Origin of the sequence: Lentzea sp. NEAU-D7, from assembly GCF_026242055.1 — a bacterium.
GTDB lineage: Bacteria > Actinomycetota > Actinomycetes > Mycobacteriales > Pseudonocardiaceae > Lentzea.
Genome location: NZ_JAPJDL010000010.1, coordinates 52,858 through 69,624, shown reverse-complemented (window position 1 = coordinate 69,624; position 16,767 = coordinate 52,858). Strand labels below are relative to the sequence as shown.

Annotated in this window: 19 protein-coding genes; 17 read left to right on the top strand and 2 right to left on the bottom strand. The window is 68.2% G+C overall.

Annotation, left to right across the window (positions count from 1 at the left end; all coding sequences use genetic code 11):
* The first annotated feature begins 33 nt into the window (after nt 1-33).
* The 6 genes from ORI60_RS21210 (at nt 34) to ORI60_RS21185 (ending at nt 5,665) form a co-directional block, all read left to right on the top strand.
* The gene (locus ORI60_RS21210; RefSeq protein WP_266039489.1) at nt 34-1,149 is read left to right on the top strand and encodes a hypothetical protein; all 1,116 of its coding nucleotides are present in this window, start codon (nt 34-36) and stop codon (nt 1,147-1,149) included.
* 64 nt (nt 1,150-1,213) lie between these two features.
* A complete protein-coding gene (locus ORI60_RS21205) occupies nt 1,214-2,752 on the top strand; it encodes a phage portal protein (protein ID WP_266039488.1) in 1,539 nt (512 codons plus the stop codon).
* Between the two features lie 20 nt (nt 2,753-2,772).
* Nucleotides 2,773-3,747 (top strand): hypothetical protein, encoded by a 975-nt coding sequence (locus ORI60_RS21200; protein ID WP_266039487.1) that lies wholly within the window; start codon nt 2,773-2,775, stop codon nt 3,745-3,747.
* A 51-nt stretch (nt 3,748-3,798) separates the two neighbouring features.
* Nucleotides 3,799-4,455, top strand: coding sequence for a hypothetical protein (locus tag ORI60_RS21195; RefSeq protein ID WP_266039485.1), 657 nt, complete (start codon nt 3,799-3,801; stop codon nt 4,453-4,455).
* A 32-nt stretch (nt 4,456-4,487) separates the two neighbouring features.
* Nucleotides 4,488-5,486, top strand: coding sequence for an SU10 major capsid protein (locus ORI60_RS21190; RefSeq protein WP_266039483.1), 999 nt, complete (start codon nt 4,488-4,490; stop codon nt 5,484-5,486).
* Nucleotides 5,483-5,665 carry a hypothetical protein gene (locus tag ORI60_RS21185; RefSeq protein WP_266039482.1) on the top strand — a complete coding sequence of 61 codons (183 nt, stop codon included), beginning with the start codon at nt 5,483-5,485 and terminating at the stop codon, nt 5,663-5,665. Before ORI60_RS21190 ends, ORI60_RS21185 begins: the two co-directional genes overlap by 4 nt.
* Before the next feature lie 21 nt (nt 5,666-5,686).
* Here ORI60_RS21185 and ORI60_RS21180 read toward each other — a convergent pair whose 3' ends face one another.
* Nucleotides 5,687-6,217 (bottom strand): hypothetical protein, encoded by a 531-nt coding sequence (locus ORI60_RS21180; RefSeq protein WP_266039481.1) that lies wholly within the window; start codon nt 6,215-6,217, stop codon nt 5,687-5,689.
* Nucleotides 6,218-6,298: 81 nt separating this feature from the next.
* Here ORI60_RS21180 and ORI60_RS21175 point away from each other — a divergent pair, with 81 nt between their 5' ends.
* The 10 genes from ORI60_RS21175 (at nt 6,299) to ORI60_RS21130 (ending at nt 15,089) form a co-directional block, all read left to right on the top strand.
* Nucleotides 6,299-6,676, top strand: coding sequence for a hypothetical protein (locus tag ORI60_RS21175; protein WP_266039479.1), 378 nt, complete (start codon nt 6,299-6,301; stop codon nt 6,674-6,676).
* A 22-nt stretch (nt 6,677-6,698) separates the two neighbouring features.
* On the top strand, nt 6,699-7,010 hold the full coding sequence (locus ORI60_RS21170; RefSeq protein ID WP_266039476.1) for a hypothetical protein: 312 nt from the start codon (nt 6,699-6,701) through the stop codon (nt 7,008-7,010).
* Nucleotides 7,011-7,012: 2 nt separating this feature from the next.
* Complete coding sequence (locus ORI60_RS21165; protein ID WP_266039474.1) at nt 7,013-7,333, top strand: hypothetical protein; 321 nt, start codon at nt 7,013-7,015, stop codon at nt 7,331-7,333.
* Nucleotides 7,330-7,761, top strand: a complete 432-nt coding sequence (locus ORI60_RS21160) for a hypothetical protein (protein ID WP_266039472.1) — start codon at nt 7,330-7,332, stop codon at nt 7,759-7,761. Before ORI60_RS21165 ends, ORI60_RS21160 begins: the two co-directional genes overlap by 4 nt.
* A gap of 88 nt (nt 7,762-7,849) precedes the next feature.
* Nucleotides 7,850-8,476 (top strand): hypothetical protein, encoded by a 627-nt coding sequence (locus ORI60_RS21155; protein WP_266039470.1) that lies wholly within the window; start codon nt 7,850-7,852, stop codon nt 8,474-8,476.
* Between the two features lie 21 nt (nt 8,477-8,497).
* On the top strand, nt 8,498-8,779 hold the full coding sequence (locus ORI60_RS21150) for a hypothetical protein (protein ID WP_266039468.1): 282 nt from the start codon (nt 8,498-8,500) through the stop codon (nt 8,777-8,779).
* A 113-nt stretch (nt 8,780-8,892) separates the two neighbouring features.
* Nucleotides 8,893-9,180, top strand: a complete 288-nt coding sequence (locus tag ORI60_RS21145; protein ID WP_266039467.1) for a hypothetical protein — start codon at nt 8,893-8,895, stop codon at nt 9,178-9,180.
* A 51-nt stretch (nt 9,181-9,231) separates the two neighbouring features.
* Entirely contained in the window at nt 9,232-12,102 is a 2,871-nt protein-coding gene (locus ORI60_RS21140) for a phage tail protein (protein WP_266039466.1), read from the top strand.
* Between the two features lie 4 nt (nt 12,103-12,106).
* Complete coding sequence (locus ORI60_RS21135; protein ID WP_266039464.1) at nt 12,107-12,895, top strand: hypothetical protein; 789 nt, start codon at nt 12,107-12,109, stop codon at nt 12,893-12,895.
* A 136-nt stretch (nt 12,896-13,031) separates the two neighbouring features.
* Nucleotides 13,032-15,089, top strand: coding sequence for a hypothetical protein (locus ORI60_RS21130; RefSeq protein WP_266039463.1), 2,058 nt, complete (start codon nt 13,032-13,034; stop codon nt 15,087-15,089).
* A 30-nt stretch (nt 15,090-15,119) separates the two neighbouring features.
* Here the strand turns inward: ORI60_RS21130 and ORI60_RS21125 are convergent, their stop codons facing one another.
* Nucleotides 15,120-16,151, bottom strand: coding sequence for a hypothetical protein (locus tag ORI60_RS21125; RefSeq protein ID WP_266039462.1), 1,032 nt, complete (start codon nt 16,149-16,151; stop codon nt 15,120-15,122).
* A 254-nt stretch (nt 16,152-16,405) separates the two neighbouring features.
* Between ORI60_RS21125 and ORI60_RS21120 the strand changes: the two genes are divergently transcribed.
* Entirely contained in the window at nt 16,406-16,699 is a 294-nt protein-coding gene (locus ORI60_RS21120) for a hypothetical protein (protein WP_266039461.1), read from the top strand.
* Nucleotides 16,700-16,767: the final 68 nt, after the last annotated feature.

Sequence of the window (16,767 nt, the reverse complement as noted above, 5' to 3'; positions counted from 1 at the left end):
TCTTGCGGTGGCTGCCGGAGCTAGAGTTGCTACGTGACCGGCAAGATCGTCTTTCCTGAGCCATCGGTTGACCGCGACGGACCTCTTGGCTGGGCCGAGCCTGGCGTGAACTTCTACCTGGAGTCCACCCGCCCCCAGGCTGTCGCCGCGCGCGCGTGGATCAATGCCGCATACCAACGGTTCCCCGACGACGAAAAGGGGACATTCGCGGGCCGCTTGCGCAGTGCCGACGAGACACAGCACTACACGGCCATGGACGAGTTGTTCGTGCACGATCAGCTAATAAGAGTTGGTCGCGTCGTTCACGAGGAAGACGGAAAAGGGCCGGATTTCCGGATCTACCGGGAGGGCACCTACGTCGGCGCGGTCGAGGTTTGCTCCCTGTTCGAGAACAGGGAATGGTTCCAGGCGCGGCAGCGACACGCGAGGATTGCCGACGAGCTACAAAAACATATTCCACTCGAACAGTGGTATATCACCTTCGACCTGGTCCGCCTCCACCAGCAGCCGTCACTCAAACGAATCGCCACATGGGTAAAGCAGCAGATGGCCGCGCTTCCTTCCGTTTTGGAAGATCCGCGAATGACAACGTCGCCGGTCACCTACAAGACTGATGATGTCGAGCTTCGCTTCCGGTTCATACGCCGGGTCTCAAATTCGGCACCGAAGCCAACCGACCGTGTCGTGATGAACGGCCAGATCAGCGGCGGGATGGTGGACTCGTACCTGAGATTGCGGTCTGCGCTGGAGAAGAAGGTGCAGAAGCGCTACGAAACGCGCGGCAAGCCGCTCGCGATCTTCGTTGGAACCAAAGATTGGGCGTGCAGTCTCGACCAGTTCGAGGACGCCCTGGTTGGAAACGAGCAGATCCTTATCTCCTCTGGCGAGGTCGGACGCGCCAACAACGGCTTCTTCGGACGCAACAAAGAGCGACCTTCTGGCAAGCATCAGGACATATCCTGCGTCTTCGCTGCACGTAACTGGCTGCCGTGGGAGCCCGAGAAATTCACGACTCTGAGGTTTGACAACCCGTTTGCAACTCATGATTTCCCCAACGACCTGTTGCCTGCGGACCACACGTTGGGTCTCGTCCGCAATGAGCAGGCCCGCTGGCTGGAATGGATGCCTTCGCGTCCCACAAGCTATTGACCGAATCTCTGGCGCTCATCTCGCAACGATGATGGCCCGCGCAGCAACCTAGGCCGCGCGACTGGTGGTGGTCGCTCTGATCAGCACCAAGTTCGAGCTGTCCCCCGAGCAGTGGGTAGCCCGCCTCGCGCGGCTGCACAACAGGCAGTTGCCGGAACTGGAGTTGCTAGACGCCTACTACGAGGGCGAACAGCCGCTGTCGTACATGCACCCGGAGTTGTTGCGGCGCATGGACTCCCGGCTCCGCTCGGTAGTGATCAACTGGCCGCAGCTCGTCGTAGACAGCCTGGACGAGAGGCTGGACGTCACGGGTTTTCGACTCGGCGGCGAGGCTGCCGCTGATCGCGAGCTGTGGCACATCTGGCAGGCCAACCGGCTGGACCTGCATTCCGAACAGGCGCACGTGGACGCGCTCGCGCTCGGCCGCTCCTACGCGATTGTGGGCAGCAACGAGAAATCACCGTCCACCCCGCTGGTGACGGTGGAGTCCCCGTTGGAGGTCCACGTCGACCTGGACCCGCGGACTCGCGAAGTCCGCGCGGCGCTGAAACGGCAGTACGAGGAGGACGGCGACGGCTACGCCGAGGCCTACGCCACGCTGTACCTGCCCAACGAAACCGTCTGGTACAGCAGCGACAACGGCGGCGGCACCTGGTCGGAGATTGACCGCGACGAACACGGCATGGGCACGGTGCCCGTGGTGCCGATCATCAACCGGCCCCGCATCCGCCGACGCCGCACCGCCCCGCCGAGGCTCGGACGCTCGGAGCTGATCAGTGTTCTCCCGCTGTCCGACGCGGCGTGCAAGATCGCCACGGACATGATGATCTCCGCGGAGTATCACGCGATGCCGCGCCGGTACGCGCTCGGCTTCGACAAAGACGATTTCGTTGACGCGCAAGGGCGTCAACTCACGCCGTGGGAGTCCGTGGCCGGTGTGCTGTGGGCGTCCCCGAAGTCGCCCAAGGAAGACGGCGTTTCGGTCGGCCAGTTCCCCGAAGCGAACCTGTCGAACTTCCACGACACGCTCAACACCCTGGCCCGCGTAGTCTCCAGCCTGTCCGGCCTGCCCCCGCACTACCTCGGCTACGCCACCGAGAACCCCGCGTCAGCGGACGGTATCCGCTCGTCGGAGTCGCGGCACATCAAGCGCGCGGAACGCCGACAGCGCACGTTCGGCGACAGCTGGGAACAGATCATGCGCATCGTGCTGATGGTGCGCGACGGCCGGATTCCGCCCGAAGCCCTGCGGATGGAATCGCAGTGGGCGGACGCCGCCACGCCTACCTTCGCCGCACAGGCCGACGCAGCCGTGAAGCTGTACTCGGCAGACCGGCTGTTGCCGCGCCGCTTCGCCCGCCGTTCGCTGGGCTACTCCGACACCGACATCCGGGATATGGAAGCCGAGGACGCCGAGGCGTACTCGCGCGTCGCGGGTGGCGACCAGGCCGCTGAATTCGGCCCGAAGCCAATCCCCGAGCCACGTCGGCCGGAGCCCGCGGCCCCGTCGCTGCCGTCGCCGCGTCGGCCGGTCGGGCAGCTCGGCGGACAGGTCCTCCCGCCGCCCGCCGTGCAATTCATCGAACCGACTCCAGCACGCTGACCACCAGGCGGTGATGCCCAGTGACCGCGCCCAAGACCGAGGTGGACACCAGGTTCTACACCGCACAGCAACGCATCGTCCGCACCGCCGCCAACGAAGCGCAGACCGCCTGGCGGCGGCTCGACAGTCCCGCCGCAGACTCGGCCGCCGCCACTGCCCTCCGCCTGCAGGTCGTCGCGACCATCGAAGAGGCCCAGGCGGAGGCCGCCGCGCTGGCGCCGTTGTACATCGCCGCCACGCTCGCAGCGCTCGGCGCGGTGTCCAACCCGGTCGGCGCGCTCGTATCGGCGATGTTCGCAGGGCTGGCTACCAACGGCATGCCGCTGTCGGCGCTGGTGGACTTCGCGTTGCGCCGCTACCGGCTGGCTCTGCTCGCCGGCGTGCCCCCGTCCGAGGCGCATGCGCTCGGCCTGGCCAAGCTGCTGACCTACGTCACCACCGAGGCCGCCGACGCCGGCCGCCTCGCCCGCCACACCGCCGCAATCCTCGAACCCGAACTCGCCGGATACGAACGCGTCGTGACGCTGCCCGCGTGCGGGCGCTGCATCCTGCTGGCCGGACGGCTCTACAGCTTCTCCACCGGCTTCGAACGCCATCCCACCTGCGACTGCGACATGAAACCCGTCACCCACGACCAGTGGCACAACGACCGGCCCAGCAACACTCCACGCGGCCTGTTCGAGTCCATGACCCCGGCCCAGCAGAACAAGGCCTTCGGGCCTGGTGACGCCGAAGCGATCCGGGCCGGAGCGGACATCTCCCGCACGGTCAACGCCCGCCGCAAGAACGCCGTCTACGTCGCGGGCGGCCACGAATACACCCTCGACGCCACCACCGTGCGCGGCCACGGCCGCCAGCTCGGCGAGCTGGGCAAGCAAGGCGGCCGATACAGCCGCTCCCGCGTCCCGCGCCCGACCGCCGCGCAACTGGTCAACACCGCCCGCGACCGGGACGAGCTGATCCGCCAACTCGGCCGGTTCGGATACGTGCGCTGACCTGCGCCTCTGCGTCTGTTCCCTCGCCCCGGAAAGGGGGTTTTCCTGCCCTTGTCCCAGCCCACCACCCCGACCACCAGCACCACCGACACCCCGCCCGCGAACCCCGTGCAGGCCCCGGCCAGCCCACCCGCACCCCCGGCCGCGCCGCCCGTCACCGACCCGGCCACCGACGCGGCGGATACGCCGGACTTCAAGGCCTTGTACGAGCAGGCACAGGCCAAGCTCACCAAGGCCGAGACCACGGCACGGGAGAACCGCGACAAGGCCAAGCGCCTGGACGAGATCGAGGCCGCGCAGCAGACCGAGACCGAACGCGCCACCGCCCGCGCCACGGCGGTGGAACAGCAGCTCGCCACCATGCGGCGTCTCGCGCTGGACGCGGAGATCCGCGCCGCCGCAACCGGCTGGGCCGACCCGTCCGACGCACCGCGCTACCTCGACGACCGCGACCGCTACCTCACCGAGGACGGCGCGATCGACACCGCCGCCATCACAGCCGACCTCGCCGCGGTCCTCACGCAGCGCCCGCACCTCGCCCGCGTCGACGGCCCGCGCCGCCCCGCGCCGGACCCCTCGCAGGGCCAGCGCAACGGGCCGTCCGGTGTCGCAGAGCAGATCCGCGACGCCGAAGCCCGCGGCGACTGGACCACGGCCATCAGCTTGAAGAACCAGCGGCTGGCCGAGCAGGCGCGCGAGCAGCGCTGACCGCTGCTTCCCTTGACACGTAAGGAGATTCATTGCCTGGTATCGCCGCTATCGCGAACACCTACAACAGCCCGAATTTCGTCGGCGAGCTCTTCTCGTTGACCCCGACCGACACCCCGTTTCTGTCCAGCATCGGCGGCCTGACCGGCGGTAAGCGGGCGAACGGGATCGTGCACACCTGGTCTGTGTACGACCTGCGCGCACCGGACGCCAACCGGCAGCGCCTCGAAGGCGCGGATGCACCGTCCGCAGAGACCCGCGTCCGGGGCCAGGACCGCAACGTCCTTGAGATCCACCAGGAGACCGTGGGCGTCTCCTACACCCGGCAGGCATCCCAGCAGATGTTCGCCGGCACGGGCTCGGCGAACCCGAACGCCGCGAGCATCGGCGGCACGAACGCGGTTCTCAACGAGATGGACTGGCAGACCCGCCAGGCGTTGACGCAGATCGCCCGTGACGTCGAACTCGGGTTCATCGTCGGGAAGTTCCAGGAACCGTCTGACAACTCCACGGTGCGCAAGACGCGCGGCATCCTGGAAGCCACACGCACCAACGTCATCACGAACGCCCAGCCCAAGCCGCTGACCGAGGGCATGATCCTCGACCTGTTGCAGAAGGTCTGGGAGAACGGCGGCATCCAGGTCTCCGAGACCGCCACCCTGATGTGCGCGGCGTGGCAGAAGCGTCAGCTCACCAACGAGTTCGTCACAAAGAAGAACTACCAGGAGCAGTCACGCAACGTCGGCGGCGTCTCCGTCTCCACCATCGAGACGGACTTCGGACGGCTCAACATCATGTTGAACCGGTACATGCCCGCCGACACCGTGCAGGTCGTCAGCCTCGACCAGTGCGCACCGGTGCTGCTTGAGACGCCGTCGAAGGGCTTCTTGTTCTCCGAGCCGTTGGCGCGCACCGGTTCCACGGACAAGGCGCAGATCTACGGCGAAATCTCGCTGGAGTACGGGCCGGAGATCGCGCACGGCAAGGTCACCGGCCTGACCACCACGGCCCCGGCTGGAGGTGGCGCGTGAGGTTCACGTCCAGCGTCTACAAGGAACTCGTTGTGCACGACCTCGGCGTCACCTTCGTTGATGGTGAGGCCGAGGTCAGCGACAAGGCAACGGCTGACGCGCTGCGCGGTCTCCCGACTGAGCTCGGCGTCCGAGCGGTTGGCGGTCGGCCGCCCGCGTCGAACGCCAAGCCCGACTAGCGTCGGATCTGCTACTCCCGCTCAGGCACCGTCCGAACGCGCTGGCTCCGGGTACAGCTCGCTCACGAGTTTGTAGGAGGCGCCGATGATCTGATCAGCCATCCCGAACGTCCAGACAGGCTGTTTTCCTTCGTGCGTGAGCTTGTTACGCAGCCGCCTTCCTGTATGGACGATGTCGGCCACATCGGCACTGATCAGTCCTTGGGCGCGAGCGGCGTTGATCAGCGTCTGGAAGTTTCCGCCTTGTTCGAGTCGTTCCTTGAGCGCTACCTCAACCGCGTAGATCGATTGCGCAGACGCAACGGGAACCTGCTCGTAGAAGTAGAACCCCAACGGGAACATCCCGCGCGCGGTGCGTAGCAAGGTAGCTGGACCTTCGGGCGTGACCGACGTGATGACCCACGAGTCAGCGACTTCCTTGAGGCGCCTGTAAGTCAACGGACGAGGCTGGCCGTCCTGGTCGAATCCTCCACCGAAGTTGACCATTCTCGGGTCTGGGTCGGGCGCGGCGAACTCGCCGAGGTCGGCACCGGGCGGCGTCCACAAGCTCATCTCTGCACACTCTCTCAACTCGACGGAGTCGAACCGGTCAGGATATGCCGCGCGCTGCGGTGCCGCGACTGACTTGCCGTCGTGGACACGCGGGCGGGTGATGTCGTGTCGTCACCGATGCCCCTTGCCACCGCCGACGACGTCCAGGCGAGGACGGATCAACAGTTCACGCCGGCCGAGCGCGCCCGCGTCACGGTCCTGTGCACGGACGCCTCGGCGATGGCGCGCAGCCTCGTCCCCTCGATGACCGTCCCGCCGCCCGCTACGGCGGTCGGCGTGGTGAGCGCCGCCGTTCTGCGTGCGCTTGCCACCCCGCCGGAAGGTCTCAAAGACGAAGCGATCGGCGGCCACTCCCGCACCCTCGCGGGCGACGGAGGCGGCGGCCTCTACTTCACCGACACCGAACTCGACCTCTTACGCCCTGCCCCCAACGGCGGGGCGTTCTCCATTTGGACGTAGCCCATTGCAGCTTCCGCACATCGTGACTCTCGTTGACCCGCTGGAGGTTGAAGACCAGTACGGCAACCCCAGCCCCGCGGCCGACTACGGCCCCGGCGCACCCCGCCGTGACGTTCGCGGCTACATGCAACCGCACACCTCGACCGAACCCGCCGAGACCGGCCGCCAGCCGAAGATCACGCGCTGGCGGTTGTTCACGTACTTGCCAGTCGGCGCGCGGGAACAGGTCGAGTGGCGCGGCCGGACGTTCCGCGTCGACGGCGACCCGGAGATGTGGGAACCCGCGTTCGGCCGGACCCGGTTCTGGGTGCGGCTGACCGAAGTGGAGGGCTGACCATGAAGGCCTTCAGTGGCTTCCGCGTCGACCGCGACAGTATGGGCGAGTTCCTGCGCACCTCGCCGGAACTCGCCGCGCACGTGAAGGAACTCGCCGAACAGGTGGCAACCAACGCTCGTTCCCAGGGCCACCGGGTCACCTCCGGCGAGCTGCCGCCCGTCGAGGTCCTGGACGACCCCGCCCCGGATCGTGTCGCGTTCACGGTGGCGGTGCAGCACCCGGCGGGGATGGGCATGGAGGCCAAGCACGGCGTGTTGACGCGCGCGGCCGGAGCACTCGGCCTGAACGTGCACGGCATCGACACCCACCCCGACACATGACCGGCCCTGCCCCGATCCCCGTCCCGGTCGACGTGGTGGAACTCGTGCTCGGGCTGCTGCGTCCGCTGCTGGCCGCCCGCCCCGAACCCGTGCTGTCCGGGATCAAGGTAGGCACCGAGACCGGCCACGGCCAGCACGGCGGCCCGCCGTCGCTGCCGTGGCTGCGCCTGACCGAGGAAGGCCACACCTGGCGGTGGCCCGCCATGCAACGCGTGGTGCTGCGGCTGACGTGCTGGCACCGCACCGAGCACGACGCCAAGGCCGCGGCCAGCCTGGCGCTCGCACTGCTGTGCAGTCTGCGCGGCACGCGCGGTCTGCTCGACGCGGAGCCCATCGTGGGGCCGATCGCCGCCCCCGACCCGCACACCCGCAAGCCCCTGGCAACCGCCACGGTAGCCGTCCGCGTCCGCACCCCTGCCCGACCCTGACCCCTTGTTCCGCTACGGAGGCTCCCGCCCCCGTACTCGAGGCGCTTCACCTCGCGGGGCCTCCCTCCCGATTCCGGAGGCAACCCGCTTGGCTCTTCGCCCCACACTCGTCCGTGTCCCCGGCACCGGGGAACTGTCCCTCGCCCCACCGGGCACACCCGAACCGCCCGACTCGACCACCGCGCTCCCGGCCGCCTGGACCGGCCTTGGTCTCTCGACCGAGGACGGGGTGACGATCAAGCGCGCGGTGGAGAAGTCCGGCACTACGCATTGGCAGCAGATCACCCCGGCCCGCTACATCTACACCTCGCAGGAACTCACCGTCGCGTCGGTGTTCCAGGAGTCCAAGGGCGCGGTGCTCAGCGTCTACTTCGGCGGCATGGTCTTCACCGAGACGGCCACCGGCTCGAAGAAGTACAGGGCCGAGATCAGCGCCGTCCCCAAGGGCGATGAGCGCGCGTTGTGCGTGGACTGGACAGACCAGATCAGCGCCACCGAGATCTACCACCACCGGCTCTACGTCCCCCGCGTCGAGGTCTCCGAGACCGCAGACGCCCAGTGGACCCGCACCCAAGAGGCCCGTTGGGGCCTCACCTTCGCGGCGCTGTCCCCGGCTTCCGGCACGACTCTCGCTGTCTGGCTCACCGATGACCCCGCCGTCCTGCTGGCCACGCCCGGCGGCGGCTCCCTCGTCGCATCCGGCAAGTCCGACTGAAACCCCTAGGAGACAACGACTGTGAGTCAGCGCCAGCGCCGTGAGGCGACCGGCACCACCCACCCCACCGGGAAGCCGGGTTCGGCCGTGATGTGGCGGGGCAAGCGGTTCGGACTGCCCGCCCCGCAGGACTACCCGCTCGACGCGATCGAGGCCGAGGAACAGGGCCAGACCCTCACCGCCCTGCGGCTCATCCTCGGTGAGGACCAGTACGCGACTTTCCGTGAGCTGGCCAAGACCACCGGCGACGCGGACGACTTCTCCAAGGCGATCATGCGGGAGCTGGGGAAGGGAAACCGCTAGTCGTCGGCCGCCTGCTGGCCGACGACACCACCGCCGAAGCCCTCGAAACCGACCTCCTCCAGTACGGGGTCGACCTGCTCGACCTCTACCGAGGCCGCCTGTCCTACCGCCGCGTGTGCGCGCTCGTCGCCAACCTCCCCGAGGACGCGGCCGTGTGGCGAACAGCAGGGGCCGACGCCGGCTGGACGCGCGCGGATCTCGCGCTGGCCACGCTGGAACGCCGGGTCACGCTGCTGTGGGCCACGGTCGCCACCGCGCTCGGGCACAAGGTCACCGACGCCGACGTGACTGGCCCGTTCGACCCGCCCGACACCTCCGCCCCGGCCACGGGAGGAGGTGAGACCGCCGAGTCCGAGACGAAGTCCCTGCGCGAGATCGCGCTGTGGATGCGTGGCGGGTGATCGCCCCTGACCTTCGTCGGACACGCCTACCTCAAGGTCCTGCCCAGCCTCGTGGGCCTCGGCTCCGCTGTGAAGCGGGCCATCAACGAGGAAGAGCGCGGCAACCCGCACATCAGCCTCGGCGCGCAGATCCAAACCGCGCTGGCCCGCGCGCAGCTCCAGCAGCTCGCCGCCCAGGGCGACCAGACCGCCATGCGACTGCTCGCCCAGCTCGACACCCTCCCGGCCGAGCGGGAAGCCAACGCGCTACGGGAACGCCAGAACCGCAAGGCGATCACGTTCCGGGCCGTGCTGGACAAGTCGTTCACCACCACACTGGCGGGGCTCGGCCAGCTCGACCGCGCGATCACCGGCACCACGACCGAGATCACCCGCAACACCGCCGCCGTCGGCGCCGCCGCACTGAAGTACGGGGCCTATGCCGGTGCCCTGGCGCAGGCCATCAGCCTGACCGGCGGTCTCGGCGCGGCGGCGGCCACGGCCTCGGGTTCGCTGCTGGTGCTCCCGGCCGTGGGCATCGCCGCGGCCGTCGCGGTCAACACGCTCAAGCTCGGCGTGGAAGGCCTCTCCGACGCGCTCAAGGCCGAGAGCGCAGCGGACTACGCCAAGGCGGTCAAGGACTTCCCGCCCGCGATGCGGGAGACCACCGACGCGGTGCGGGCGTTGCGGCCGCAACTCGACGGCCTGCAGCTCGACGTCCAAAGCCGATTGTTCGACGGCCTCGGCAAGGAAGTCGACCAGCTCGGCGGGACCTACCTGCCGGTGCTGCGCGGCGGCCTGGCCGAGGTCGCCGGAGGCTTCAACCTCGCCGCCCGCAACGCCGCCGCGTTCGCCCGCGACGGCCGCACCGTCGACGACGTCCGGCTGATCCTCGACCAGACCGGCCAATCCGTCCGCGCACTGTCCGGCAGTGCCGCGCCGCTGCTCCAGATCATCCGGGATCTGGCGGCGGTCGGCTCGGAGTTCCTGCCCGGCTTTGCGTCCGGATTCGCTGATGGCGCAACGAGTCTGGCCGAGTTCGTCAGCCGTGCCCGTGAAACCGGGCAGCTGCGCGAGTGGATGAGCGCCGGACTGTCGGCGGTCGGCGACTTCCTGACCACCGTGGCGAACCTGGGCCGGATCGTGTTCACGGTCCTGTCCGCCGCGAACACCCACGGCGCAAGCCTGTTCGGCACGCTGTCAGCGCTGACCGGTTCCATGCTGGCATTCCTCCGCTCGGCGGAGGGAACCGTTGCGTTGCAACAGTTCTTTGGCGGTCTCAACGCCGCAGCCTCCGGTTTGCTCACGCTGCTGGAGGCCGTAGGCCGCGCGTTCGCCGCCGACACGATCCCCGCTGTCGGGCAGCTCGGTTCATCGCTCGGGCAGGCCTTCACGACGCTGGCCGCTGGAGCGAAACCGGCCGCCGAGATCCTGGCCGTGCTCGCACCGCTGGCGGGGATCGCTGCTCAGGCGCTCGCCTCGGTGCTCGTGCCGGCATTGGGCGCCGTCTCGGCGATCGCCGCCGAGCTCGCGCCCGTCGTCGGCGAGCTCGTGCAAGAGCTCGTCGGCGGCGCGTTGGCCGACGGCATCCGCGAACTGACACCCGACCTGCTCAAACTGGCGCGCGCGGCGAAACCGCTGGTCGCCGCCATCGGCCGCCTGCTCGTCTCGGCGCTTCAGGCGGCCGTGCCCGCCGCGTCGGCACTGCTCAAGGCCCTGACCCCGATCGCGACCGAGCTAGGTGGCGCGCTCGTTCAGGCCATCGAGGCCGCGCTACCGCTGGTCACGATCCTGGCCGAGATCTGGTCGGACGTCCTGCTGGCAGCCTGGGAGCAAGCCCGGCCGGTTCTCCCGGTTTTGGTCGAGTCGATCCGGCAGCTCGTGACCGCGCTGGACCTGTCGGCCGCCACGCCGTCGTTGATCGAGACCGGCACCCTGTTGGGCAAGATCCTGGCCGACGCGCTGCGCAACCTCGTTCCGCTGATTCCGCCGCTGGTCGCGGCGTGGGTGCAGTTCTGGAGCGAGGGCCTGCTGCCGATGACGCCGCTGCTGCTGCGGATCGTGTCCGAGCTGCTGCCCGAGCTGCTTCCGCTGCTCGCCGAGCTCGTGCCCGTGATCGTGCAGGCGCTCGGGATCATGACCTTGTGGAACGGTGGCCTGCTCAAACTCGCCGCCGTCTTCACCGAGTACGTGATCCCCGTCCTGAAGCTGTTCATCAACGACGGCGTGAAACCGGTTTTCCAGAACGCGCTGGAGATCATCTCCAGCGCATTGGCGCTGATCAAGGGCGTGATCACCACCGGGCTTGCGCTGGTCTCCGGTGACTGGTCCCGCGCGTGGCGCGGCGTGCAGGACATCGCGTCGGCCGCCTGGCGGCTGCTGACCTCCGGCGCGGAGCTGGGCGTGCGGTCGCTGCTGGGCTTCTTCGGCGGCCTGCCCGGTCAGATCCTGGCCAGCTTCGGCAACGTCGGCTCCCTGCTGCTCGAAGCGGGCAAGAACCTGATTCGCGGCTTCCTGCGCGGCATCGAGTCCATGATCGGCTACGTCCGTTCGAAGCTGGCCGAGCTGACCAACCTGCTGCCCTCGTGGAAGGGACCGCCCGAGCGGGACGCGAAGCTGTTGCGCGCCAACGGTGTGCTCATCATGCGCTCGCTCGTGGACGGGTTCGAGGCCGAGGAACCGGCCGTGCGCCGCTACCTCACCGACCTGACCAACCGCATCCCCGCCGCCACGCTCTCCGTCGAGACCGGCCCCGTTGCCGCGCAACGACTCGCGGGCACGGCGGCTGTCACGGCCGGCCGCGACCGCGGACCAGACTCGGACCTCGCCGCGCTGGTCGACGCGATCGAGCGCCTGGCCGCACGGCCGCTCGTGGTCCAGGTCGGCGCAACCGAGATCGCCCGCGCCACGGCCGAAGGTCAGCACGCGTTGTCGCGGAGGTGATCTGGTGGGTTCGCTGTGGATCGGGCCGCCCGGACTCATGCGTGAAGTCCGCCAGGCGGCAACCGAGTTCGACCGCTCCGTTCAGATCGGAGTGGAGGAGTTCGCGGCGCTGTCGGGCGGGGTCACCACGACCCGCCTGGCCACGCCGCCCCGGCGGCTGTCGCTGTCCTGGTCGGCCCTTGCCGACAGTGAATCGCAGTGGCTGGAAGCGTTGGCGCGCAACGTGTACGGACCTGGGCCGCTCGTGGTGATCGACCCCGCCTCACGCAACCTCCTGGAGGGCGGCCAGTCGCAGGGCTACGGCCCACGCTCCGCTATCGGCAACAGCGGGTGGGGCACGCTCATCGAACGCGCCGACCACGTCCTGACGCTCACCGATCCCCGCGACAACGACCAGCTGGTTTACGACCACTCGCACTGGATCGGCTACCCCGTCACCGCTGGTCTTCCCGTCCACATGGCAGCGAGCCTGCCCGACGCGCAGTGCCAAATGACGTTCTATACGGCAACCGAGGGGTTCGTCAGCTCGCACGGACCCGCGCCGACCTTGTCCGTCGTGCCCCCTGCTGGTGCCGCGTTCGTCGCGCTGCGGGTGATCCTGCGCGCCTGGAGCGGAACCAAGCCGCTCGGCCCCGTCATCATGCGCATGGGCGAGCCGCTCGCCCCCGGCGAACTCGGCGCGCTCGGCGACGGCTGCCCGCCGATGTCCGTCACCGGCTACAGCGACAAAGCCCGGCCGCCGCACCACGACCTCACCCTGTCCCTGGTGGAGGTGCGCCGTACTCCCCGCTAGCGGAAAGCTCACCTCTGCCCTGCTCGACGCCGAGCGCACCAACACCAGCCTGACCCGGCTCGCCGGCCACGACCTCACCGACCAAGTCACGTCGTGGACGCTCGACCGCTCCTACGACTCCGACCTTCCCGCGCCGATGCGCGCGGTCAACGGCAGCGCCGCCGCCGAACTCCGCCTCGCCCTCACCGGCAGGGACGACAAGACCGCTGCCCAGCTCTACAGCCCCTATGCCCCGCACATTTCAGGCGACATCGCCCGGCCTGGCCAGTCCGTCACCCACGGCTGGGGCCTGGCGGGCGAGGTCCTGCCCGCGTTCCGCGGCTCGATCCGGGACCGGGCGGCCGACAGCGGCACCGGCACCGTGGCCGTGTCCGCGCTCGACGGCGCCGAGCAGCTCCGCGACGCCGCACGGCTGCCCGCCGTCCTCTCGGCGAACGGCAACCCGATCGCCTCCGGCACGTGGGTGGTGGACCACCTGTTGCGCGAGGGCGGCATCCACAGCGCGCCACCGCCGCGCGCGGACTGCACGCTCTACGCCTCCATGCACGGCGGAGTCGTGCCGGACATCGGGTTCTACCGCGACCACACCCCGAACTCGCTGACCTACCGACGAGACCGCGCGCCGTGGGAGATCGCCGCCGTCCCCGGCTCGCAACCGTTCACCGTGCGCTGGGACCCGCGCACCCGCACCACCGCGGGCGGACGCGGACTGTTCATCGAGTTCTGGGTGGACCGCACCTCTCTGCAGGCGTCCGGGAACCGCGTGGAAATGAAGCTTGTGTTCCAGGCGGACAACAACATCAACGACATCTACTTCTGGTTCGACTTCAAGGAAGACCAGATGAACATCGGCGCGACCGGCACCGGTGGCACCGTCAAGGGCGATGCCGCAATGGGCATCCGGTTCGACAGCATCTACCACATCGGCGTGCACTGGACCTGGAACGGCCGCACCCCGTCCGCCCGCTACTTCATCACCAGCTCGGCGTTCAACACCTACCGCGAGACCGACATGGGCGCGTTCACCGAACTCGGTTTCTCGCAGCTGAACTACATCGAGCTGATCTCGGCGTTGCCGATCGAGGCCGTGCAGGTGTCGTTGCGCGAGAACGCCATGACACGGCAGGAGTTCACCCAGACCTGGACCCGTGGCGCGGTGCTCGACCAGATCACCTCCGACCTGCGCGCGATCCCACCCGTGCAGGGCTCGGCGTGGGAGGTGATCACCAGCGTGGCCAAGGCCGAACAGGCCACGGCCGAGTTCGACCCCTACGGGGTGTTCCGCTACCGCAACAACACCCGCTTCACCACGCCCGGCCAGACCGTCCTCAAGGTGACCTCGGCGCGGGAGATCGCCGCCATGCAGGTGTCGGAGGCGATCGACTCGATCCGCAACACCATCGACGTGCCGTATCAGCTCTACTCCACCGGCTCGCCGGCCGAGCGGTTCACCGAAACCACGGTGCGCTCCATCGCCGCGTTCCAGACGCTGACGGTCTCCTACGACTACGACGTCTCCGAGTACGACAGCCCGCCACCGATCGTGTACGCCACCACGGCCCCGGCCAACACCAGCCGTGTCCGGTTCTCCCCGACGCTCAACGGTCAACTCGGTGTGCATGGCTCGATCGAGTCCACTACCGAACGCGACGGCGCGACCCTGCGCGTGACCTTCCGCAACCGGTCGTCCAGTACCTGCTACATGGTCACCACCAGTGGCACGCCGTCGCTGTCGATCTGGTCGCAGCGTCTCGCGTCCGGCAGTCCGGCCAGGCTGTCCACTCGCCGCTACGACACCACCAGCCGCACCCGCTACGGCGCGCAGGTCTACCAAGTCCCACCCACACCGTGGATTCAGACCCTCGGCACCGCCGGACGCATCGCCAACTACCTGCTCTCCGTTGCCGCACAACCACTACCCGTGCTCGGAGCTATCGAGATCCTGCCCGATCCACGGATCACGCTGGGCGACCTCGTGCGCGTGGTGGACGAGGTCGGCGCGGCACTGGACACCGACGCGTGGGTGATCGGCATCCGCACCAGCGGCGACGGCACCGGACGCATCCGCCAGGTCCTCACCCTGCGCGCCACCACCAGCCCCGGCGTCCCCACCGACCCCGGCCTGAACCCAGACCCCGCCGTCGACCCCGCCGCGCGCGACGTCCTTGCACGCGAAGGCATTCGTGTCCCGTAGTTCCGGACCGGCCTCCGGCCCGGAACTACGTCAAGGTCCACTTTGAACTGGCGGTGGCGTGGCTGCTCCAGTCCAAGTACGAACGGAAGGCGTCCACCCGACACCAGGCTCAGGCTGGTTCACCTCCAGGTGTCGCATCAGCGCGCCCACGGCCGTGTCGGCTTTCGCCATCTGGAGCGCGGACTCTATGACGAAGCGCTTCCCGGTCTGGTAGTCGTCGTGGGTCAGGTTCTCCTGTGCCTTGGTGACGGTGTAACGCTGGCTGCCGCCTCCGTAAAGGTGAACTTTGGGCGCGAGAACTTCGAACTCGGCATACCGGCGATAGTCCACTCCGAGAGCGATCATCCGCATCGCCCGCTGCATGGCGGCCGTGATGTTGGTAAGTGCCTCAACATGTTTGACGACGCCGCCGAGCGATTCCCGGCCCAAGTCGAACGCCGAAGGGCTGGTGTAGCGGTTGAACTCGTGGAGAGTTTGGCCGAACCCGAACGCTTCGCGGGTGCCGTGGCGATTGCGGCCAGAGTAGTGGTCGAGCATCTCTTGGAAGGCAAGGGACAAGCCTGCGAGCCCCGCTACGTAGTCACCGATGTCCGCATGTGATTGGGCGTCTCGTAGAGCCTTGACCGTCTCTGGTCGCGCAACCATGTCGATCAGGTCGATGCGCGCGAAGTCCAGCCCGAACACCAGAGACGTGGCATCGACGAAGAAGGTCGTGACGTCGCCGCGAGTCTGAACGACGGCCGTGGCGGACGGGATGGTGCCGTGGTGCTTCAACGCAACCCGCAGCTTGTTCATCCGGTCCATCGGGTTCTTGCTCGGCAGTTGTGCCTGTCCTGGCAATCCAGGCTGGAGCTTCTCCCAGTACTGGGCGAAGTTGATACCGGTCGGCACATTGATCTTCAGGTGCTCAGCGGCCAGCAGCAGGAACGACTCAACGGCGTCATGGAACGACAGGATCGCCGTAGCCGAGAGCGGCTCCGGCTGATCAGCTTGGACGATGCCCTGTTCGTAAAGGAACCGCACGAAGGCCAAGCGTTGAGTTGTGACGGGATCGAGGGCCAACGAACTCTCCAATATCGATCACATGCCGGTGGTGACCGGCCGCTAAAGACCCGCGCTGGTCGAAGCGGTGTTCGTCGACCATGCGGCCGGGGGCCTCGAATCTTACGTTCCACGAGCGGCACACGCCGCTGAATTACCGCTGGTCAGGCCGTCCGAGCGACTGCATATTCAGCTTGACGGACAACTGCGGCCGTCACCACACGCTAGAGGGCGAGCGCGATCGCATCGCCCCTTTGCGCCCTGAGGGGAGGTAGATGGACCCCTCCCTGCTTCCCCAGCTCGGTGTGGCCGGAGCGCTCGTGATCGTCGTGGGCTACCTGCTGCACGCCAACCACCGGCTCATGACCACCAACCGGTCAGACCGCGCGGACTATCTCAAAGCCCTGGCAGCACGCGAAGCCGCACACGCGGCCGAGCTCACCGCCCTACGCGCTCGCTTCGCCGAAGTCGAAAAGCGCCTCGGCGAAGTCGAAGACGAACTCGACCGCGAACGCGACCGCCGCCGCGCGGCCGAGGACATCGCCGCCGCCGTGCGGCGCCACACCTAACCCACCCCGAAACGAACGGCCGTCACCGCCTGGTGACGGCCGTTTTTTGTTGCCCACCAACAGGAAGA

Coding starts and splice junctions, on each gene's coding strand:
- ORI60_RS21180 (WP_266039481.1), bottom strand. CDS start 6,217: ATGAGCTTGTGGACGCCGCCCGGTGCCGACCTCGGCGAGTTCGCCGCG.
- ORI60_RS21165 (WP_266039474.1), top strand. CDS start 7,013: ATGAAGGCCTTCAGTGGCTTCCGCGTCGACCGCGACAGTATGGGCGAG.
- ORI60_RS21160 (WP_266039472.1), top strand. CDS start 7,330: ATGACCGGCCCTGCCCCGATCCCCGTCCCGGTCGACGTGGTGGAACTC.
- ORI60_RS21130 (WP_266039463.1), top strand. CDS start 13,032: ATGCGCGCGGTCAACGGCAGCGCCGCCGCCGAACTCCGCCTCGCCCTC.
- ORI60_RS21120 (WP_266039461.1), top strand. CDS start 16,406: ATGGACCCCTCCCTGCTTCCCCAGCTCGGTGTGGCCGGAGCGCTCGTG.